General features: G+C 71.7%; 15 protein-coding genes, 1 tRNA gene and 1 other RNA gene. 13 read left to right on the top strand and 4 right to left on the bottom strand.

What is annotated here, in order from left to right; translation table 11 throughout:
- Positions 1-12: 12 nt before the first annotated feature.
- The 5 genes from EDF63_RS14995 (at position 13) to EDF63_RS14975 (ending at position 6,676) form a co-directional block, all read left to right on the top strand.
- A complete protein-coding gene (locus tag EDF63_RS14995) occupies positions 13-1,893 on the top strand; it encodes an ABC transporter ATP-binding protein (protein ID WP_395872260.1) in 1,881 nt (626 codons plus the stop codon).
- A 181-nt stretch (positions 1,894-2,074) separates the two neighbouring features.
- Positions 2,075-3,439 carry a cystathionine beta-synthase gene (locus EDF63_RS14990; RefSeq protein ID WP_123313821.1) on the top strand — a complete coding sequence of 455 codons (1,365 nt, stop codon included), beginning with the start codon at positions 2,075-2,077 and terminating at the stop codon, positions 3,437-3,439.
- Between the two features lie 14 nt (positions 3,440-3,453).
- Positions 3,454-4,599, top strand: coding sequence for a cystathionine gamma-synthase (locus EDF63_RS14985; protein WP_123313820.1), 1,146 nt, complete (start codon positions 3,454-3,456; stop codon positions 4,597-4,599).
- A 72-nt stretch (positions 4,600-4,671) separates the two neighbouring features.
- Complete coding sequence (locus EDF63_RS14980) at positions 4,672-6,072, top strand: MFS transporter (protein ID WP_123313819.1); 1,401 nt, start codon at positions 4,672-4,674, stop codon at positions 6,070-6,072.
- 1 nt (position 6,073) lies between these two features.
- Positions 6,074-6,676, top strand: a complete 603-nt coding sequence (locus EDF63_RS14975) for a substrate-binding domain-containing protein (RefSeq protein WP_123313818.1) — start codon at positions 6,074-6,076, stop codon at positions 6,674-6,676.
- Between the two features lie 61 nt (positions 6,677-6,737).
- Here EDF63_RS14975 and EDF63_RS14970 read toward each other — a convergent pair whose 3' ends face one another.
- Positions 6,738-7,319 (bottom strand): TetR/AcrR family transcriptional regulator, encoded by a 582-nt coding sequence (locus tag EDF63_RS14970; RefSeq protein WP_185021452.1) that lies wholly within the window; start codon positions 7,317-7,319, stop codon positions 6,738-6,740.
- A 226-nt stretch (positions 7,320-7,545) separates the two neighbouring features.
- On the opposite strand from EDF63_RS14970, the gene EDF63_RS14965 reads away from it, so the two are divergent.
- Both EDF63_RS14965 and EDF63_RS14960 read left to right on the top strand, forming a co-directional pair.
- The gene (locus EDF63_RS14965; RefSeq protein ID WP_123313816.1) at positions 7,546-8,802 is read left to right on the top strand and encodes a multidrug effflux MFS transporter; all 1,257 of its coding nucleotides are present in this window, start codon (positions 7,546-7,548) and stop codon (positions 8,800-8,802) included.
- A gap of 119 nt (positions 8,803-8,921) precedes the next feature.
- The gene (locus tag EDF63_RS14960; protein WP_123313815.1) at positions 8,922-10,928 is read left to right on the top strand and encodes a helicase HerA-like domain-containing protein; all 2,007 of its coding nucleotides are present in this window, start codon (positions 8,922-8,924) and stop codon (positions 10,926-10,928) included.
- Positions 10,929-10,947: 19 nt separating this feature from the next.
- Here the strand turns inward: EDF63_RS14960 and EDF63_RS14955 are convergent, their stop codons facing one another.
- Positions 10,948-11,592: a hypothetical protein gene (locus tag EDF63_RS14955; protein ID WP_123313814.1), complete on the bottom strand. Its 645-nt coding sequence runs from the start codon at positions 11,590-11,592 to the stop codon at positions 10,948-10,950.
- 342 nt (positions 11,593-11,934) lie between these two features.
- Positions 11,935-12,022: transfer RNA gene (locus EDF63_RS14950), tRNA-Ser, on the bottom strand.
- Between the two features lie 122 nt (positions 12,023-12,144).
- Here EDF63_RS14950 and pta point away from each other — a divergent pair.
- Both pta and EDF63_RS14940 read left to right on the top strand, forming a co-directional pair.
- Positions 12,145-14,253: a phosphate acetyltransferase gene (gene pta / locus EDF63_RS14945; protein WP_123313813.1), complete on the top strand. Its 2,109-nt coding sequence runs from the start codon at positions 12,145-12,147 to the stop codon at positions 14,251-14,253.
- Between the two features lie 52 nt (positions 14,254-14,305).
- Complete coding sequence (locus EDF63_RS14940; RefSeq protein WP_123313812.1) at positions 14,306-15,502, top strand: acetate/propionate family kinase; 1,197 nt, start codon at positions 14,306-14,308, stop codon at positions 15,500-15,502.
- A gap of 328 nt (positions 15,503-15,830) precedes the next feature.
- Here the strand turns inward: EDF63_RS14940 and EDF63_RS14935 are convergent, their stop codons facing one another.
- Entirely contained in the window at positions 15,831-16,505 is a 675-nt protein-coding gene (locus tag EDF63_RS14935; protein ID WP_123313811.1) for an SDR family oxidoreductase, read from the bottom strand.
- Positions 16,506-16,542: 37 nt separating this feature from the next.
- Here EDF63_RS14935 and ffs point away from each other — a divergent pair.
- The 4 genes from ffs to EDF63_RS14915 all read left to right on the top strand — a co-directional run bounded on the left by ffs (position 16,543) and on the right by EDF63_RS14915 (position 21,581).
- Positions 16,543-16,639, top strand: an RNA gene (gene ffs, locus EDF63_RS14930) — signal recognition particle sRNA small type.
- 168 nt (positions 16,640-16,807) lie between these two features.
- Positions 16,808-19,600, top strand: coding sequence for a DNA polymerase III subunit gamma and tau (locus EDF63_RS14925; RefSeq protein WP_123314074.1), 2,793 nt, complete (start codon positions 16,808-16,810; stop codon positions 19,598-19,600).
- A complete protein-coding gene (recR, locus tag EDF63_RS14920; protein ID WP_111084231.1) occupies positions 19,600-20,199 on the top strand; it encodes a recombination mediator RecR in 600 nt (199 codons plus the stop codon). The genes EDF63_RS14925 and recR overlap by 1 nt, the downstream gene beginning before the upstream one ends.
- Positions 20,200-20,315: 116 nt before the next feature.
- Positions 20,316-21,581: an aspartate kinase gene (locus tag EDF63_RS14915; protein WP_123313810.1), complete on the top strand. Its 1,266-nt coding sequence runs from the start codon at positions 20,316-20,318 to the stop codon at positions 21,579-21,581.
- Positions 21,582-21,601 lie beyond the last annotated feature (20 nt).

Genomic DNA, 21,601 nt, shown 5'->3' with positions numbered 1-21,601 from the left:
TGCTCCATGAGCATGGGCGGCGGGATGCGCGGGGGTGGTGGTGGACCGCGCGGCGGTGGCCGGATCTCGAGCGGTGACTTCCGCGCGCAGAAGGCCGCCAACGCCGAGGCGCCGAAGATCCCGCACCTGGTGAAACGGATCGCGGGGCTGTTCGTCCCGCACCGCAGGGCCATCATCCTGACGGTCGTCCTCGTGCTGATCGGCGCCGCCATCTCGGTGATCCCGCCGCTGTTGACGCAGCAGGCGTTCGACCGGGGCCTCTTCCCGCCGTCCGGCAGCCCCGACGTCCCGGTGCTGGTCGAGCTCGTGTCGGCGATGGTGCTCCTCTGGATCGCGAGCGCCGGGGTGGGCGTCTGGCAGACCTACCTGACGGCGACGGTCGGCAACAAGGTGATGGGCGCCATGCGGATGCGCCTGTTCGGGCACCTGCAGCGGATGGAGCTCGCGTTCTTCACCCGCACCAAGACCGGCGTGATCCAGTCCCGCCTGCAGAACGACGTCGGCGGCGTCGCGAGCGTCCTGAACAACACGATCTCGTCGGTGCTCGGCAACACCGTCACGGTCATCGCCGCCATCGTCGCGATGCTGCTGCTGAGCTGGCAGATGACCCTGGTCGCGGTCGTGCTGCTGCCGCTCCTGGTCATCGCGCAGCGTCGGGTGGGTCAGGTCCGTGCCCGCATCGCCGGGCAGACGCAGGAGTCGCTGTCCGACATGACGGCGATCACGCAAGAGGCGCTGAGCGTCTCCGGCATCCTGCTGGCCAAGAGCTTCAACCAGCAGCGCAGTGAGACCCGCCGCTACGGCGACGAGAACCGCAACCAGATCCAGCTGCAGGTCCGCCAGCAGATGTCCGGACAGTGGTTCTTCGCGATCGTGCAGATCTTCCTGTCGATCATCCCCGCGATCATCTACCTCGTCGCCGCGTGGCTGATCATCGGCGACGTCCCGATCACCGCCGGCACCATCGTCGCGTTCACGACGGTGCAGTCGCGCCTGCTGTTCCCGACGGTCGGACTGCTCCGCGTGGTGCTCGACCTGCAGACCTCCGGAGCGCTGTTCGCCCGCATCTTCGAGTACTTCGACCTGCAGCCCGCGATCACGGACTCGCCCACGGCGAAGCCCGTCGACGACACCATGGTCGGTCACGTCGCCTTCGACGACGTGACGTTCACGTACCCGGACGGCGAGCCCGACAAGCCGACGCTCCGCGGGGTCTCGTTCGCGCTCCGGCCCGGCCAGTTCGCCGCCTTCGTCGGTCCGTCGGGGGCGGGCAAGACCACCGTGTCGTACCTGGTGCCGCGGTTGTACGAGGCGACCGAGGGCTCCGTGCGGTTCGCCGGGCAGGACGTCCGCGACCTCGTGCACGAGGACCTCATGCGCCACGTGGGGATCGTCAGCCAGGAGACGTACCTGTTCCACGCGACGATCGGCGACAACCTGCGGTACGCCAAACCGGACGCCACCGACGACGAGGTCGAACGGGCGGCACGGGCGGCGAACATCCACGACACCATCGCCTCGTTCCCGGACGGGTACGACACCGTCGTGGGGGAGCGCGGGTACCGCCTGTCCGGCGGTGAGAAGCAGCGGATCGCCATCGCCCGGGTGCTCCTCAAGGACCCGCCGGTGCTGGTGCTCGACGAGGCCACGAGCGCGCTGGACTCGATCTCGGAACGGGTCGTGCAGACCGCACTCGACACCGCTGCTGCCGGGCGCACCACGATCTCGATCGCGCACCGACTGTCGACGATCCGCGACGCCGACGTCATCTTCGTGCTCGACCACGGTCGGATCGTCGAGCAGGGCACGCACGACGAACTCCTCGCGCTCGACGGCACCTACGCGCTCCTGCACCGGCAGCAGAACACGCCGGCCGACGCCGTCGGTCGCTGACCCCACCGATCACGGCCACCGACGCACAGGCGGGTGCGCCGATCGGACACGCACCACCAGACCGGACGGGAGGCCCCTGGCGGCCCCGCCACGGGCCTCCCGTCCGGTGCGGCGCACGACCAGGGCGAGGCGCGCGTCACGACCCAGCAGAACGCGGTGTCCGCGTCCTAGACTCGGCCCCGTGCGTTACGCGAACTCCGTGGTCGACCTCGTCGGCGACACCCCGCTCGTCAAGCTCAACCGCGTCACCGAGGGGGTGCGCGCGACCGTCCTGGTGAAGGTCGAGTACCTGAACCCCGGCGGATCGTCGAAGGACCGCATCGCGACGCGGATCATCGACGCGGCCGAGGCCTCCGGCGATCTGCGACCCGGCGGCACGATCGTCGAACCCACCTCGGGCAACACCGGGGTCGGACTGGCGCTCGTCGCCCAGCAGCGCGGCTACCGGTGCGTGTTCGTGCTGCCGGACAAGGTCGGCGAGGACAAGCGCAACGTCCTGACGGCGTACGGCGCCGAGATCGTCGTCACGCCGACGGCGGTTCCGCCGGAGCACCCGGAGTCGTACTACTCGGTGTCCGACCGGCTCGTCCGCGAGATCCCGGGCGCCTACAAGCCGAACCAGTACGCGAACCCGAACGGGCCCCGCAGCCACTACGAGACCACCGGTCCGGAGATCTGGCGCGACACCGAGCAGCAGATCACCCACTTCGTCGCGGGCGTCGGGACGGGTGGCACGATCTCGGGGACCGGGCGCTTCCTGAAGGAGGCGTCCGACGGCCGTGTCCGCATCGTCGGGGCCGACCCCGAGGGCTCGGTCTACTCCGGTGGCACCGGCCGTCCGTACCTGGTCGAGGGCGTCGGCGAGGACTTCTGGCCGACCGCGTACGACCCCGAGGTGCCGGACGAGATCATCGCGGTGTCGGACGCCGACTCGTTCGCGATGACCCGACGCCTGGCCCGGGAAGAGGGCCTGCTCGTGGGCGGGTCCAGCGGCATGGCGGTCGTCGCGGCGTTGCGGGCCGCCCGTGACCTGACCGAGGACGACGTCGTCGTGGTGCTGCTGCCCGACGGTGGCCGCGGCTACCTCGGCAAGATCTTCAACGACCGGTGGATGCGCTCGTACGGCTTCGCCGAGACCGACGAGGCGCGGACCGTCGGCTCGCTCATCGCCGGCAAGGACGGCCGCCTGCCCGACCTGGTGCACGCGCACCCGGCGGACACCGTGCGCGACGTCGTCGACATCATGACCAAGTACGGGGTGTCCCAGATGCCCGTGCTCAGCGCGGAGCCGCCGGTCGTCATCGGCGAGGTCATCGGGGCCGTCGCCGAGAAGGACCTGCTCGAACAGGTCTTCACCGGCGCCGCGAAGATGGCGGACGCCCTGACCGGCTTCGTGGGCGAGCCGCTCCCGCTGATCGGCGTGGGCGAGTCCGTGTCCGCCGCGCGCCGGGCCCTCGAGACGGTGGACGCCCTGCTCGTCGTCGAGGACGGCAAGCCGGTCACGGTCCTGACCCGCCACGACCTCCTGACCTACCTCTCCGAGTAAGGAACGCAGCCAGCATGACCGAGTTCAGCACCCGCGCCATCCACGCCGGCCAGGAGCCCGACGGCCCCACCGGCGCGGTCATCCCGCCGATCCACCTGACGTCCACCTACGTGCAGGACGGCATCGGCGGCATGCGGAACGGCTACGAGTACTCCCGCGCCGGCAACCCGACGCGGGACTCCCTGCAGACGCTGCTCGCCGACCTCGACGGGGGCGTGGCCGCGTACTCGTTCGCCTCCGGCCTCGCCGCCGAGGACGCCCTGCTCCGGGCCGCACTCCGCCCCGGCGCCCGCGTGGTGATGGGGAACGACGTCTACGGCGGGACCCACCGCCTGGTCAGCCGGCTGCACGTGCCGTGGGGCGTCGAGCTCGTCGTCGTCGACATGAGCGACCTCGACCAGGTCCGTGCCGCGCTGCAGGGTGCGCCGGAGGAGACGGTGCTCTGGGTCGAGACGCCGACCAACCCGCTCATGAAGATCGCCGACATCGCCGGACTCGCCACCCTCGGGCACGAGGCGGGTGCGCTCGTCGTCGTGGACAACACCTTCGCCTCGCCGTACCTGCAGCAGCCGCTGTCGCTCGGCGCGGACGTCGTCGTGTACTCGACGACGAAGTACCTGGGCGGCCACTCCGACGTCGTCGGCGGCGCCGTGGTGCTCGCCGACCAGGAGCTCGCGGCGAAGGTGCAGTTCCTGCAGTTCGGCGCCGGTGCGATCTCGTCGCCGTTCGACGCCTTCCTGACCACGCGCGGCATCAAGACCCTCGCGGTCCGGATGGAGCGGCACTCCGCGAACGCGCAGGCCGTCGCCGAGGCACTCGTCGCCGCGCCGGGCGTCGAGCGTGTCTACTACCCGGGACTCACCGACCACCCGGGGCACGACGTCGCCGCTCGCCAGATGCGTGGGTTCGGCGGGATGCTCTCCGTCGCCCTGTCCGGCGGACCGGACGCGGCCCGGCGCTTCGCGGAGTCCACGGAGCTGTTCGCACTGGCCGAGTCCCTCGGGGGTGTGGAGTCGCTCATCGGGTACCCGAGCGAGATGACGCACGCCTCGGTGAAGGGCACGGAGCTCGCGGTGCCGGAGAACGTGGTGCGGTTGTCCGTCGGCATCGAGGACGCCGGCGACCTGGTCGCGGACCTGCAGCAGGCGCTCGCGCGCTGACGCGCTCCCCGCGGACCCGCGGCGCGCTCCCCGCCGGCCCGCGGTGTCGCCGCCCGCCCCTACGATGAGCGGGTGAGCACCACGGCGACGAGGACGGGCCTGCTGAGCGGGCGCTACGCCCTCGCGACGATCGGGATGGTCGCGATCGTGGGCGTCGCGGCGTTCCAGAACCTCGCGATGACGACGATCATGCCGGTGATCAGTCGCGACCTGGACGGCGAGGCGCTCTACGCCCTGGCATTCGCCGCGCCGCTCGCCGCCGGGGTGCCCGGCATGGTGCTCGCCGGCAACTGGACCGACCGGGCCGGCGGTCGGGTCGTCGCCTGGGTCTCCGCCCTGCTCTTCGCCGTGGGGACCGCCGTGGTCATGCTCGCGCCGACGATGGAGGTCTTCCTCGTCGGGCGCCTGGTCGAGGGCTTCGGCGCCGGCGCGATCGACGTCGTGCTCTACGTGCTCGTCGCCCGGATCTTCCCCGCCGAACTGCACGGACCGGTGTTCGCCGGGTTCGCCGCCGCCTGGGTGGTGCCGGCGCTCATCGGCCCGGCGATCGCCGGCATCGTCACCGACACGTGGAACTGGCACTGGGTCTTCGCGGGGGCGCTCGTGATCGCCGTCGGCGCGTTCACCGTGCTCGTGCCGACACTCGGACGGCTGCAGGCACCGGCGGTCGAGCTGCGACCGCCGTGGCAGCGGGTGCGGATCGGGTGGTCGGTCGCCGCGGCCGTGTCGATCCTGCTGCTCAACGTGGCGCCGGACCTGACCCCGTGGGGGATGGGGGCCGCGGTCCTGGTCGGCCTGGTCGGCACGTGGTTCGCCCTGCGGCCGCTGCTGCCGGCGGGCACCTTCCGCGCCGCCGCCGGGCTGCCCTCGGTGGTACTGCTGCGCGGGCTCGTGGCGGCGTCGTTCTTCGGCAGCGAGGCGTACGTGCCGTTCCTGCTGCAGGCGCAGCACGGCCTGTCCGCATCGGCCGCGGGGCTCGCGCTGACGGTCGCGGCGCTGAGCTGGGCGGCCTCGAGCTGGGTGCACGGCCGGCTGGGGGAGCAGCGACTGACCGCACGCCGGACATTCGGCGTCGGACTCGCGCTGGTTCTCGTGAGCCTGCTGGCAGCGCTCGCGGTGGCGACGCTCGACCTGTCGTGGTGGGTGCTCGTCGCCGGGTGGTTCGTGGGCGGCGCGGGCATGGGCGCCATCTACCCGCGCACGTCGATGCTCACCCTGCGGTTCTCGGGCGAGGGCGACGACGGGTTCGCGAGCTCGGCGCTCACCATCGCCGACGCCGCGGGCAGCGTCATCGGCCTGGCGGTCACCGGACTGCTCTTCACCGCGACCGGCGGCGCCGACGGCACGGTGTCGTTCCCACTCGTCTTCGCGGCGATGATCTGCTTCGCCGCTCTGGCGGTCGCCGCGGTCCGGCGGCTCGGACCCGTCCCCGCGCCGGTGTCGTCGGCGTCGGCGGACCGCGCAGCCGGGTAGCGTGGCAGACCGGACCGAAGAGGAGACCCCCGTGGTGCGCATCGTCGCTGCAGCCGTCGTCCTGACGGCCGCCCTCGCGCTGGCCGGCTGCCAGGGCACGACCTCCGCTGCGCCCACGCCGGTGCAGAGCACGGACCTCACGAGCTCCGACGGCGGGTTCGACAAGCAGGCCGTGATCGGCGTCGTACTGGTCCACGACGACACTGCCCTGGGCGAAGACCTGCGCACCGGCCTGTCCGACGCCGGCTTCCGTCCCGACGTCCGTGTCGCACCCGCGTCGGGTGCGGCGGCGTCCCAGCGGGCCGCGGTCGCCCAGCTCGTCCGCAAGGGTGCCAAGGCACTGCTCGTGCACGCGGCTCGGCCGTCGGCGCTGACCGGGGTGATCCAGACGGCGCACGACGCCGGCGTCGTGGTGGTGTCGCTCGGCGACCCGCTGCCGGCGAGCGGCACGGGGGGCGACGGCGTGTCCGCCGACTACCGGGTGCCAGCAGGTGCCGACGACGCGGACCTGTCGGCCACCGCCGTCGAGGTGGTGCGGTCGTTGCAGCGCGGCGAGAAACCGGAGACCGAGCCGAGCGACGGCGACACGACCGACGCCGAATGACCGGAGCCGCTCAGCGCGGCGACACCATGCCGGTCAGCGACGTGCCACCAGAGGGCTCAGTTCAGCTCCACCACGCCGGGAACGACAACGTGATCGTCTCGACCAGCGCCTTCCTCGAACGTCGGGGCCCGGCGAGCCAGGCCTCGATCGCGCCGACGAAGCCCTGCGCGACGTACCCGGCGGCCACGTCGTCGAGCAGTTCCGGCCGGCGTTCCGCGTCGAGCTCGCGGATGTGCAGGGCACTCGACTCGGTGAAGTGGCCGACGAGCAGCCGGTGCAGTGACGCGTCGTTCGGGTCCGGCAGCGCCTTGGCGTAGATGTCGCGGTGCGTGGTCACGTGCTCGACGACCGCGTTGATGCCCCGGCGCGTGATGGCGGCGAGTTCGGCCGCGTCGGCACCGCGCGCTGCGGCTGCCCGGCGGTCGTCGGCGTCGTCCTGACGGATGCGGTCGAGTTCCGGCGTCAGCACGTCCGCGAGCAGCGATCCTGGGGAGACCGCGTGCGAGTAGAACGTCGCGCGGTTGATGCCGGCGGCACGGGTGACGTCGGCGACGGTGATCTCGGAGACGGGGCGGTCCGCCGCCAGCCGCAGGATCGCTTCGCGCAGGGCGGCGGTCGTGTGCAGGATCCGGGCATCCACCATGACGCCCACCCCCTTCTGATCCGGTTCACCCGGAGGCCCCCGAGCAGTCCGACGGTACCGCATGGCGCGGGATCGGTACGCGGACGAGGGACGGCAACACGCGGGCAATTCCGTGCCGAGCGCGTCGGGAGCATTCGTTCGGCCCGTAGGATGGTTCCGCGGACGAATCGATTCGATCGACGCCGCGATCACCTCCTCACCCCTCACCGCCGAAGGACTCCTGCTCGTGACCGCGCCCGCCACCACCGGTTCGCTCCGGGTCGTCCTGCACCCCGGAGACTCGCTCTCCCGCGGGCAGCGACTCGTCTACGTCTTCGTCCTGGGCGCCCTGACAGCGCTCGGGCCGTTCACGATCGACCTGTACCTGCCGGCGTTCCCGGCCATCAAGGAGCAGTTCGGCGTCACCGACGGCGCCGTGCAGCTCACGCTCACGGCGACGACGCTCGGGTTCGCGTTCGGGCAGCTGCTAGTCGGTCCGTGGAGCGACAAGGTCGGGCGCCGACTGCCGCTCATCATCGCGACGACCGTGCACATCGCCGCGTCGATCGGTGCGGCGACCGCGCCCGACATCGAGCTCCTCGCGGTGTTCCGCGTGCTGCAGGGCATGGGCGCGGCGGCCGGTGGTGTCGTCGCGATGGCCACCGTCCGCGACCTGTTCGGCGGCAAGCCGCTGGTCCGGATGCTGTCCCGACTGGCGATGGTGAACGGGCTGGCGCCGATCCTCGCACCGCTCATCGGCTCGCAGATGCTCCAGTTCACCAGCTGGCGCGGCATCTTCGTGTTCCTCGCCTGCTACGGCCTGGCCGTGGTGATCGCGTCGATCCTGCTCATCGTCGAGACCCTGCCCCCGGCCCGTCGCCGCGAAGCCGGGCACTCCACGATCGGCCAGCGGTACAAGGCGCTGTTCTCCGACCGGATCTTCGTCGGCGTCGCGCTCATCGGGGCGATGGTGTTCAGCGGGCTGTTCTCGTACCTCAGCTCGTCGCCGTTCCTGTTCCAGGGTGTCTACGGGCTCGACGCCCAGCAGTACGGCCTGCTCTTCGCCGTGAACTCGGTGGGCGTCGTGCTCGGTGTGCAGATCTCCGCGCGGTTGGCGCAGCGCGTCGGTCCGCAGTGGATCCTGGCGTGCTCGACGGCGACCCTGTTCCTGGCGTCGATCGCGATCATCGTGCTCGACCAGGTCGGCGCGGGCCTCGTGGGCGTGCTCGTGCCCCTGTGGTTCTTCATCGCGGCCTGCGGGTTCTCGTTCCCGCTGGTCCAGGTCATCGGGCTCGCCGCCCACGGCAAGGAGGCCGGCACGGCAGCGTCGCTGCTCGGCGCCCTGAACTTCGGCGTCGCCGGCCTGATCTCGCCGATCGTGGGCTGGCTCGGCATCACGACCGCGACCCCGATGGCGATGGTGATGGCTTCGACCTCGGTGATGGCCATCCTGATCCTGTGGTTCGTGGTGCGGCCCCGGACGGTGCCCGAGCTCACGCACTGACGGTTCGCGCGCGACTCGGAACGACGACATCGACGTCGTGCGACAACGGTCTCGTCGTTCGGCATCGAGCTTGCGGGACCGGCCGGACAGCGGCCCCCGCGCGTCCATAGGCTGTGCCCATGAGTGACGCGGTGGAGCAGGCACGGGCAGCGGCCGAGGCCGCCAAACGGGCAGCGGACGAGGCACGTCGGCTGGCCGACGAAGCCGTGCAGCGGGCCGAGGAGCTCGCGGCCGCGCTCGCGGCACGAGCACCGGCACTCACGCCGGAGGCCGAACCGGCGGCCGCCGGGTCCCCGGCACCATCCGGACAGGAGGCCCGGCTCGCCCCCGACGCGGAGCCCGCCTCCGCCGTCCCGTCGTATCCAGAGCCCGCCACGGCTGCCGTCACCGTGCCTCCCGGCAGCGGCGGTGCGGGCCCGCTGGGACCGGACGCCGTCGCCGCGATCCGCACCGGCTACACCGTCGAGGGGCCGGCGCTCGAACTCGGCGCCCTGGTGAACGGCGAGGCGCAGCCGGATGTCCAGGTCCGCATCCCGCTCGGCATGCTGAACCGGCACGGGCTGGTCGCCGGCGCGACCGGCACCGGCAAGACCCGCACGCTGCAGGTCCTGGCCGAGCAGATCGCGGCGAACGGCGTGCCGGTGTTCGCGGCCGACATCAAGGGCGACCTGTCCGGCCTCGCGGTGGCCGGGCAGGGGAACGAGAAGCTGCTCGCGCGCACCGAGGGCATCGGCCAGCAGTGGCAGGGCGTCGCGAGCCAGGCGGAGCTCTTCTCGCTCGGCGGGCAGGGTACCGGTGTGCCGATCCGTGCGACCGTGTCCGGCTTCGGGCCCTTGCTGCTGTCGAAGGTGCTCGGACTGAACGACACCCAGGAGTCCTCGCTCGGGCTCGTCTTCCACTACGCCGTGCAGGCCGGGTTGCCGCTCGTCGACCTGGCCGACCTGCGGAGCGTGCTGACGTTCCTGGTGGGCGACGAGGGCAAAGGCGAACTCGCCGAGCTCGGTGGTCTGTCGAAGCAGACCGCCGGGGTGATCCTGCGTGAGCTCATCACGTTCGCCGACAAGGGTGCCGACCAGTTCTTCGGCGAGCCCGAGATCGACACGCAGGTGTTCCTGCGCACGGCGGCGGACGGGCGGGGGATCGTGAGCCTGCTCGAGGTCCCTGGCGTACAGGACCAGCCCGAGGTCTTCTCGACGTTCCTGATGTGGCTGCTCGCCGACCTGTTCAACGAACTGCCGGAGGTCGGCGACCAGGACAAGCCGAAGCTCGTGTTCTTCTTCGACGAGGCGCACCTGCTGTTCAGCGGGGCGTCGAAGGACTTCACGGACCAGATCGTGCGGACCGTGCGGCTGATCCGGTCGAAGGGCATCGGGATCTTCTTCGTGACCCAGACCCCGAAGGACGTGCCGAACGACGTGCTGGCGCAGCTCGGTTCGCGCATCCAGCACCAGCTGCGGGCGCACACCCCCGACGATGCGAAGGCGCTCCGGGCGACGGTGTCGACCTACCCGTCGAGCGACTACGACCTGGGCGAGGTGCTGACCTCGCTGGCGACCGGCGAGGCGATCGTCACCGTCATGAACGAGAAGGGGGCGCCGACGCCGGTCGCGTGGACCCGGTTGCGCGCGCCGCAGGGCTCGATGGACCCGATGCCCGCAGCCGAGATGCAGTCGCGGGTGCAGGCATCGCCGTTGCTCGCGACGTACGGCACCCGGGTCGACCCGGACTCGGCGCACGAGATGCTGGCGCGCCGCATGGAGGCAGCTGCTGCCGAGGCTGCGGCGGTCGACGCGCAGAAGGACGCGGCCCTCGCAGCGGCCGAGGCCGAGGAGGAATCTGCGCGGGCTGCTGCGGCCGCGGCCCGGGAAGCCGCGGCGCAGGCCAAGCAGGCGGAACGCGAGCGGGCAGCGGCGCAGAAGGAGTACGAGCGGACACAGCGCGAGTTCGAGAAGGCCGAGCGGGCTGCGGCGTCGCGGAGTTCGGGTCGGTCGGGACGGAGCACACGGACGACTGCCTCGCGGAAGGCGGACGACCCGCTGTCGGACCTGCTCGGGTCAGGACTCGGAGGCACGATCGCGAAGGAGGTCGTGCACGGGATCTTCTCGACGCTGCGCCGACGTCGGTGACGTCCAGCGGCTCTGCGCGTCAGCGACCGAGCAGACCCGTGAACTCGACGACGAGCAGACCCACGACGACGAGTGCCGCCACGCCGCCGACGAGCAGGTAGGCCGGCCGCTGTTCGTACCAGGCGCGGCTCGACGGGTAGCGCTTCGCGAAGACCCGGGCCGAGACCGGACGCGCCTCTTCCGTCAGCTGGACGCCCAGGGCGTCGACGACCTGCGCGAGCCCGTCGTCGCCCCACACGTCGGCGCGGATGCGGAACAGGTGCGCGCCCGTCGCGTCGAAGGCCACGAGCTCGCGCATGGTGCGGTCGACCGAGCTTCCGAAGGTGGTGGCGAGCACCAGACTGTGCACGCGGTCGCGGGGGATCCGACGGTGCGCGGTGACCACGCCCCGGATCGTCAGACCGTCGGGGTCGATGCCGATGTACGCGGTGCTCAGTCGGACGAACACGATGCCGACGAGGACCGCGAGCGCCACGACCACGGTCGCGACCATCGCCCACGTCCGGAACGGGAACGACACCCAGACCAGGGCGACGGCGAGCGGCACTGCCGAGAACACGATGCTCAGCGCGGTCGAGCGGACCAGGGACCGGCGGGGACGGAGGACGACGTCGTACACGCTGGCGCGCAGGTGTGGCGTCGCTGGCACCGTCATGTCCCCCATGCGCGTCTCCTGAACCCTCGGGCCTCACGGGCACGCCGAATCGGCCGCCCTGCGAGCGACGCCCCTGCCGCTCGATGCACCGCGGTCGGCTCGTCCCGGAGCCGTCCGCTCCCGCAAGCATAAGCGACCGACGGGGACCGGGGACAGCCCGTTCCACCCCGTATCGGCGTTTGACGGCCAGTCCTTGGCGAACAGGGGACAGCTGGGTCCGCCGCGCGGGGGACCAGCGACGATGCACGCCGCGAACGAAGAAGGCCCCGCACCGGAGTGCGGGGCCTTGCTGGCGGAGAATGGGGGATTCGAACCCCGCAGTTGGGTGCTGCGCGCGCACCCAACTGCTGCTGGCGGAGAATGGGGGATTCGAACCCCCGAGGGCTTGCACCCAACACGCTTTCCAAGCGTGCGCCATAGGCCACTAGGCGAATTCTCCTTGCGCTGTCTCTCGACGGCGACACCTAATGGTACAGGTTCCCGAGGGTGCTCACGACCGTGTGTCGTCGACGCCCGGTGCTCCCAGTTGTCGTGACATGTCCGACGACTACCCTGGGGCGCGTGTCGACCCGCATCTACATCACGTCAGCAGAAGGGCACACGGGCAAGAGCACCGTCGCCCTCGGTGTCCTCGAGACCCTCGCGCGCTCCGTCGGCCGCGTCGGCGTGTTCCGCCCCGTCGCCCGCTCGGTCGCCGAGCCCGACTACGTGCTCGAGCTGTTGCTGCAGCACACCGCGGTCGGCATCTCGTACGACGACGCCGTCGGGGTCACCTACGACGACGTCCACGCCGATCCCGATGCTGCCCTCGGCACGATCGTGAACCGCTTCGCCCAGGTGGAGCGGCAGTGCGACGCCGTCGTCGTGCTCGGGTCCGACTACACCGACGTCGGCAGCCCCACCGAGCTCTCCTTCAACGCGAAGGTGGCCGCGAACCTCGGCGCGCCGGTGCTGCTCGTGCTCGGTGGTCGCGACGCCGCCGAGCGTGGCGCCCGCACGCCCGAGGGGATGGCGCAGGTCGCGGACGTCACGACGAGCGAACTGCGGGCCGCGCACGCGCAGCTGTTCGGCGTCGTCGTGAACCGCGCCGACCCGGACGCCCTCGCCGCGATCGTGGCGAGCGTCGAGCGGGCCGTGCACGACGACCACCCGGACGTGCCGGTGTGGGCGATCCCCGAGGACCGCGTCCTCGTCGCCCCGACCGTCCGCGCGCTGCTGCAGGCGACCGACGCGACCCTGGTGCGCGGCGACGACGCCCTGCTCGACCGTGAGGCGCTCGGCACCGTCGTCGCCGGGATGAGCATGGAGAACGTCCTGCCCCGCCTGATCGAGGGCGGCATCGTCGTGGTCCCGGGCGACCGCAGCGACGTGCTCATCGCGACCCTGCTGGCGAACCAGTCGGACACGTTCCCGAGCCTGGCCGGCGTCATCCTCAACGGCGGGTTCGAGACCGCTCCGCAGATCTCCCGGCTGCTCGAGGGGCTGTCGAGCTCACTGCCGATCGCCCAGAACGACCTCGGCACCTACGACACCGCGCTCCGCATCACCCAGACCCGCGGGCGCCTGGCAGCGGACTCGCCGCGCAAGGCCGACCTCGCACTCGCCCTGTTCGAGCAGCACGTCGACGCCGAGTCCCTGCGCGACCGTCTGCAGCTCACGCCGTCCGGCGTCGTCACGCCGCTCATGTTCGAGCACGGCCTGCTCGACCGGGCGCGCGGCTACGGCAAGCGCATCGTGCTCCCCGAGGGCGAGGACGACCGCATCCTCCGCGCGGCCTCGACGCTGCTCGCCCGGCAGGTCTGCGAGCTGACCATCCTCGGCGACCCCGCCGCGATCCGCACCCGCGCGACCGAGCTCGGGCTCGACCTCGAGGCCGCGCAGCTCGTGTCGCCGTTCGACCCCGAGCTGCGTGAACGCTTCGCCGAGGAGTACACCCGTCTCCGGGCGCACAAGGGCATGTCGATCGAACTGGCGCGCGACACCGTGACCGACGTCTCGTACTTCGGCACGATGATGGTCCAGCTCGGTCTCGCGGACGGCATGGTCTCCGGCGCGAAGCACACGACGGCGCACACCATCCGGCCGTCGTTCGAGATCATCAAGACCCGTCCGGACACCTCGATCGTGTCGAGCGTCTTCCTGATGGCGCTCGCCGACCGTGTCCTGGTCTACGGCGACTGCGCGGTGATCCCGGACCCGACGAGCGAGCAGCTCGCGGACATCGCGATCTCGTCCGCCGAGACCGCGACCCAGTTCGGCATCGACCCCCGCGTCGCGATGCTCAGCTACTCGACCGGCGACAGCGGCTCCGGGGCCGACGTCGACAAGGTCCGCGCCGGGACCGCCTTCGTCCGTGAACGCCGGCCGGACCTGCTCGTCGAGGGCCCGATCCAGTACGACGCCGCAGCGGACCCGACGGTCGCGAGCACGAAGATGCCGGACTCCCCGGTGGCCGGCAAGGCGACCGTCTTCATCTTCCCGGACCTGAACACCGGCAACAACACCTACAAGGCCGTGCAGCGCTCCGCCGGCGCGGTCGCGATCGGGCCGGTCCTGCAAGGGCTGCGCAAGCCGATCAACGACCTCTCGCGCGGCGCCCTCGTCAGCGACATCGTGAACACCGTCGCGATCACCGCGATCCAGGCCGGCACCGCGTCCGACGCGGCCTGACCTGCGCGACCCGCGCCGTGCCTCCCGTCCGACAGAGAAAGTGACCCATCCCGTGACCGCAGCCCTCGTCGTGAACTCCGGATCGAGTTCGTTCAAGTACCAGCTCATCGAACTCGAGGGGGAGCGCACGCTCGCCTCCGGCCTCGTCGAGCGCATCGGCGAGTCGGCCGGCGCGTGGAAGCACACCAACGCGCTGACGGGGGAGTCGTCGTCGAACGACGCCGCCTCCGTGCCCGACCACGCCGCCGGGTTCCAGGCGATGATCGACGCGTTCGCCAAGGTCGGCCCCTCGTTCGACGAACACCCGCCGGCCGTCGTCGGGCACCGGGTCGTGCACGGCGGCACCACCTTCGACCGCGCGACCGTGGTCACCGACGACGTCGAACGGCAGATCGAGGCACTGAACAGCCTCGCGCCGCTGCACAACCCGGCGAACCTCGAGGGGATCCGGGCCGCGAAGCAGGTCTTCTCCGACGTGCCCCACGTCGCCGTGTTCGACACCGCCTTCCACCAGACGATGCCGCCGCACGCGTACACCTACGCGATCCCGGCCGACCTGGCAGCGAAGTACGCCATCCGCCGCTACGGCATGCACGGCACGAGCCACAAGTACGTCTCCGAGCAGGCCGCGGTCTTCCTCGACCGCCCGCTGTCCGAGCTGAAGACCATCGTGCTGCACCTGGGCAACGGCGCGTCGGCCGCGGCGATCGACGGCGGGAAGTCGATCGAGACGTCGATGGGGCTCACGCCGCTCGAGGGCCTCGTCATGGGCACGCGCTCCGGCGACCTCGACCCCGCCGTGCTGCTGCACCTGCACCGCGAGGCCGGGCTGTCCTTCGACGAGCTCGACACCATGCTCAACAAGCAGTCCGGGTTGCTCGGCCTGACCGGCAACGGCGACATGCGCGACGTCCAGGACGCCGCCCTGAACGGCGACGAGGTGGCCGAGGCGGCGCTCGCCGTGTACCGGCACCGCATCCGCCGCTACGTGGGCGCCTACACGGCGCAGCTCGGCGGGCTCGACGCGGTCGTGTTCACCGCGGGCGTCGGCGAGAACAACGCGCTGCTGCGCCGGCGCGTGCTCGCCGGGCTCGAGCACCTCGGCATCGAGATCGACGCGGACCGCAACGAGCTGGGGTCCCGGGAGGCGCGGGTCATCTCGACGGACACGTCACGTGTCGCAGTGCTCGTGATCCCGACGAACGAGGAACTGGAGATCGCCCGGCAGTCGGCTGCGGTCGCGCTCTGACGGGCGGGCGCGGCGTGCTGCGCTGCGCGCTGTGCCCGCACGGTGCGGCCTGCGTGGGCTGGTGCGGTGTTGGCGGCTGGGTGTGCGCTTGTGGCGCGGCACGGAGTGTGCAAGCTCGCACGGGGTGACGAGGTGCGCACGGTGCGGACGGGAGGCACGGTGCGGGCTGGCGGTGTGCCTCCCGTCCGGCAGCCGGTCGGGGTCACCGCACGGTGCGGCCTGCGTGGGCTGGTGCGGTGTTGGCGGCTGGGTGCGCGCTTGCCGCGCGGCACCGAGAGTGCAAGCTCGCACGGGGTGTGGAGGCCCGCACGGTGCGGACGGGCGCGCGTCAGGACAGGGCGTCGAGGGCAGCGGGGATCGGCGTGTTGCCGCTCGTGACCTCGAACTGGACCCCGACTGCCGCGTCGTCGAGCAGCGCGTGCAGCACCACCGTGGCGACGTCGGCCCGAGGGATCGAGCCGCGCGGCACCGTGCGCCCGACGTCGACCGTGCCCTGCGGCGGGGTGTCGAGCAGGGCGCCCGGACGCACGATCGTCCACCGCAGTCGTCGGGCGCGCAGGTTGGCGTCGGCCTCGGCCTTCGCGCGGAGGTAGACCTGGAACACGGCGGCGTCGTCCTTCGCGGGGACCACAGCGGCCTCCGGGTCGTAGGTGTCCGCGGCCATCGCCGACACCATCACGTACCGGTCGATGCCCGCGCGCTCCGCGGCGTCGGCGAGCAGGATCGCGCCGTCCCGGTCGACGGTGAGCTTGCGCTCCGCACCGCTGTTCGGGCCGGCACCCGCGGCGAACACCACGGCGTCGACGCCGCGGAGGCGCAGCGCCAGGTCGTCGTCACCGAGCTGTTCGAGGTCCGCGACGATCGCCGTGGCACCCTGCTGCTCCACGTCGGCGACGTGCGCGGGGTTGCGGACGATCGCGACGGCGTCGTGTCCGGCGTCGGTGATCTGGCGGGCGAGGAGCAGTGCGATCTGGCCGTGTCCTCCGGCGATGGCGATCTTCATGTGTCAATCCTGCCCGGTCGCATCCGGTAGAGTTGTCGGCGGCTCCTCACGTGACGCCATCCAGGTGAACTCCCCCAGGGCGGAAACGCAGCAAGGGTAGCCGGGCTCTGGCGGGTGCGTGAGGAGTCTTTTCTGTCTCCGCAGGGAAATCCGTCTCCGCAGGGAAATCCGCGACCTCGTGTCGACCGGGAGGCGCGGTGCGGTCCGGACGCTCGGCCCGCCCTGCGCGGGTGGTCCGGTCCAGTGCCAGTGCACCTGTGGACGGGCACGCGGGTGTCGGTCGTCCCGGCTACCCTGGTCGCGTGGTCACCGCCCTGTATCGCCGTTACCGGCCCGAGAACTTCGCCGAGCTGATCGGGCAGTCGCAGGTCACCGACCCGCTCCGCACGGCGCTCCGAACCAACCGCGTCAACCACGCCTACCTGTTCAGTGGCCCGCGTGGTTGCGGCAAGACGACCTCGGCCCGCATCCTCGCGCGGTGCCTCAACTGCGCCGAGGGACCGACCGACACCCCGTGCGGCGTCTGCCCGAGCTGTGTCGAGCTCGCACGTGACGGCAGCGGTTCGCTCGACGTCATCGAGATCGACGCCGCCAGCCACAACGGCGTCGACGACGCGCGTGACCTCCGTGACCGCGCCGTGTTCGCCCCCGCGCGCGACCGCTACAAGATCTTCATCCTCGACGAAGCGCACATGGTCACCCCGCAGGGGTTCAACGCGCTGCTGAAGCTGGTCGAGGAGCCCCCGGAGCACGTCAAGTTCATCTTCGCGACGACCGAGCCGGAGAAGGTCATCGGCACCATCCGGTCGCGCACCCACCACTACCCGTTCCGGCTCGTGCCGCCCGCGGTCATGCTCGAGTACATCGAGCAGCTCTGCACGCAGGAATCGGTGACGGTCGCACCCGGCGTCCTGCCCCTGGTCGTGCGCGCCGGCGGCGGCTCCGTCCGCGACACCCTGTCCCTGCTCGACCAGCTCATCGCGGGCAGCGAGGACGGCGCGATCGCCTACGAGCGTGCGGTCGCCCTGCTCGGGTACACCGACGCTGCGCTGCTCGACGACGTCGTCGACGCCCTCGCGGTGGCCGATCCGGCATCCGCCTTCGCCGCGATCGACCGTGTCGTGCAGACCGGTCAGGACCCGCGTCGGTTCGTCGAGGACCTGCTCGAGCGGCTGCGCGACCTGATCGTCGTCGCGGCGACGAACGAGAGCGCCGCCGCGGTCCTGCGCGGTGTCTCGCCGGACGAGCTCGACACGATGACGCGGCAGGCCGGGGTCTTCGGTGCCACCGGGCTGTCCCGCGGCGCGGACATCGCGAACAAGGCGCTGACCGACATGACCGGAGCGACCTCGCCCCGGCTGCACCTCGAACTCATGACGGCGCGCATGCTCGTGCCCGAAGCGGACGACACCCAGCGCGGTGCCCTGGCTCGGGTGGAGCGGCTCGAGCGTCGCGTCGGTGTCGGGGACGCCGGGGGACACCAGGCATCGGCCGGCGCGTCCGTGGCACCGAGTCAGCCCACCACGACCGCCACGGCGCCCGCACCTGCCGCGTCGCAGGCCGCAGCACCGCGTCGTCAGGAGCCCGCCGCACAGCAGGCCCCGGCGGCGCAGCAGGCTCCGGCCGCGCAGCAGGCCCCCGCCGCAGCGTCGTCGAGCCCGGCTCCGGCAGCGCAGTCCGACGCCGGCAGCGCTGCACGTGACGCAGCAGCGTCGTGGGCCGCGGCCGTCCCGAGCGCACCCGAGCCCGCTGCTCCGGCGGTTTCGACCACGGAACCCGTCAGTGCTTCCTCGACGGGTCAGGGCACGACGATCGGCGACGAGCCGGCGGTCCGGACGGTCGGCGCCGTGGGCTTCCAGCAGATGCGCGACGCCTGGCCCCAGATCGTCGAGCACGTGCAGCACGCCAAGCGGTCGGCCTGGTCGGTCGTCGTCACCGCGCAGGTGACCGCGCTGCGCGACGACGTGCTGACGCTGACCTTCCCGAGCCAGCAGGACGTCGCCTCGTTCAAGGAGATGTCCGACCCCTCGGCGAGTGTGAGCGAGCTGCTCCGCGCCGCGATCATGGACGTCATCGGGCTCCGCGTGAAGTTCGTCGCCCGTGGTCCCGGGGGGCCCGGCCAGCAGCGTCCGCCGGCTCCCACGCAGCAGCCGTCCGCCCCCGCCGGCCGTCCGGCGTCCGCGAACCAGCCCGCATCGCAGCCGCAGCCGTCGTCGGCACCGCAGTCCGCCGCGGCCGCTCCGACGTCGGCCCCTGCATCCGAGGCTGCTGCACCCACCGGGGCCGCTCCGGTCGCCCCTGCCGGGGCCGCCGCCTCCGCAGCGCCCGCCACGACGGCGGCACCCGAAGCCGCGGCATCGGCGCCGGAGTCCGTTCCCGCCGCCACCGAGACGGAGCCCCGTCCGGCGCAGGCACCAGCCCCGGCTCCCGCTCCCACACAGGCACCCGCTGCCGAGCAGACACGGGCTCCCGCTCAGGAACCCGCACGCGCGCAGCCGGCAGCGCCGGAACCGTCCGGTGCTCCCGTGACCGACTGGGCGGTCGCGACGATCCCCGCCAGCGACCCGACCGCCGACGCCGTGCCCGAGTCCGTCGAACCCGGCTGGGCCGCCCCGTTCGGCACCGCGCCGGCCGCTGCGCCCGTCGCCCCGGCCGAGTCCGTCGACCCGCAGCAGTCCGGTTCCGGAGCACCCGCGCAACCCGCCCGTGCCACCACGCCGCACGGGGTGCAGCCGAGCGACGGGGGACCGCAGGCGGCGTCGACGACGGTCGCCGCGCCTCCCGGAGGACCCGTCGCGCCGGGCGGTCCCGCCGTCCCGGTCGACGACTACCCGCTGGACGACGAACCGTACGACGACGGCGCGCCGTTCCCGGACCCCGGCCACGGCCGATCGGCCGCGGCCCCCGCGCAGGCACCGACCGCCCCGCGCCAGCAGGCAGCAGCACAGCCCGCTGCACCGCAGCAGGCAGCAGCGCGCACCGCGCCGCCGGCACGCCGCGCGCCGGTGGCCGGCCGCTACGGCGAGGCCGTCGTGCGTGAGATCCTCAACGCCCAGTTCATCGAGGAGACCGCGCTCCACCAGGACGGTGCCTGATGTACGACGGGATCGTCCAGGACCTCATCGACGAGTTCGGTCGCCTGCCGGGCATCGGCCCGAAGTCGGCGCAGCGCATCGCCTTCCACATCCTGCAGACCGAGTCGTTCGACCCGTCGCGGCTGTCCGAGTTGCTGGCGGACGTCAAGGAGCGCGTGCGCTTCTGCGAGATCTGCGGCAACGTCACCGAGAACGTCCAGTGCAGCATCTGCCGCGACCCGCGACGGTCGCCGGCCACGATCTGCGTGGTGGAAGAGGCCAAGGACGTCGCGGCGATCGAGCGCACCCGTGAGTTCCGCGGGCTGTACCACGTGCTCGGCGGCGCGATCAGCCCGATCGACGGCATCGGTCCGGACGACCTGCGGATCCAGCAGCTCATGACCCGTCTGGCCGACGGCACGGTGGAAGAGGTCATCATCGCGACCGACCCCAACCTCGAGGGCGAGGCGACGGCGACCTACCTGAGCCGGCTGCTCGTCCCGATGGGCATCCGGACGACCCGGCTGGCCTCGGGCCTGCCGGTCGGCGGCGACCTCGAGTACGCCGACGAGGTCACACTCGGTCGTGCGTTCGAGGGCCGTCGCGTCGTCGGCGGCTGAGGCCCACGCAGGATCGTTGCGTGTGGGGCGGCCCGCACGCAACATCCTCGAAACACCGACTACCATTGTGAGACCGCGTGACCTCGCGGTGTCGCCGTCTCCGGGAGTACCAGCCAGTGGCCTTGATCGTGCAGAAGTTCGGTGGATCCTCCGTCGCGGACGCCGAGAGCATCAAGCGCGTGGCGAAGCGGATCGTCGAGACGAAGAAGGCCGGCAACGACGTCGTCGTGGCGGTCTCGGCCATGGGCGACACCACCGACGAACTCGTCGACCTGGCGCACTCGGTCACCCCGATCCCGGCCGGCCGTGAGCTCGACATGCTCCTCACCGCGGGGGAGCGCATCTCGATGGCGCTGCTCGCGATGGCGATCAAGAGCCTCGGCGTCGAAGCCTCGTCGTACACCGGCAGCCAGGCGGGCATGCTCACCGACGCCCAGCACGGCAAGGCGCGCATCGTCGACGTCACCCCGAAGCGGGTCCGCGAAGCGCTCGACTCCGGTCACGTCGCCATCGTGGCGGGGTTCCAGGGCTTCAACCGCACGACCGGTGAGATCACGACGCTCGGCCGCGGCGGTTCGGACACGACCGCAGTCGCCCTCGCCGCCGCCCTCGACGCCGACGTCTGCGAGATCTACACCGACGTCGACGGCATCTTCACCGCCGACCCCCGTGTCGTCCCGAAGGCGCGCAAGGTCGACCGCATCACCAGCGAGGAGATGCTCGAGCTCGCCGCGTCCGGCGCCAAGGTCCTGTACATCCGTGCCGTCGAGTACGCCCGCCGGCACGGCGTCACCCTGCACGTCCGGTCCTCGTTCAACAACAACGAGGGCACCATCGTCTACAACCCTGCCGAGGGGGAAACCGTGGAAGAACCGATCATCACCGGGATCGCCGGAGACCTCTCCGAGGGGAAGATCACCGTCGTGGGCGTCCCGGACCAGCCGGGCAAGGCCGCCGAGATCTTCACCAACGTCGCGCGCGCCGGAGCGAACATCGACATGATCGTCCAGAACGTGTCGGCCGCGTCGACGGGGCGGACGGACATCTCGTTCACGCTGCCGAAGGACCAGGGCCAGACGGTGCTGACGGCGCTCGAGGTCGCGAAGTCCGACATCGGCTACGAGAGCATCCAGTACGACGACCAGATCGGCAAGCTCGCCCTGGTCGGTGCCGGCATGCGCACCAACGCCGGCGTCTCGGCGAAGCTCTTCCGCGCGCTGCACGACGCGTCGATCAACATCGAGATGATCTCCACCTCGGAGATCCGCATCTCGGTCGTCACCCGCGCCGACACCCTCAACGAGGCGATGCGGGTCGTGCACAGCGCGTTCGACCTCGACGCCGACGCCGAAGCCGTCGTCTACGCCGGCACCGGCCGCTGAACCACGCTGACCCGCTGAAC

It is taken from the genome of Curtobacterium sp. JUb34 (assembly GCF_003755065.1).
In the GTDB taxonomy this organism is placed as follows: domain Bacteria; phylum Actinomycetota; class Actinomycetes; order Actinomycetales; family Microbacteriaceae; genus Curtobacterium.
This window is presented reverse-complemented; position numbering and strand designations above follow the sequence as displayed.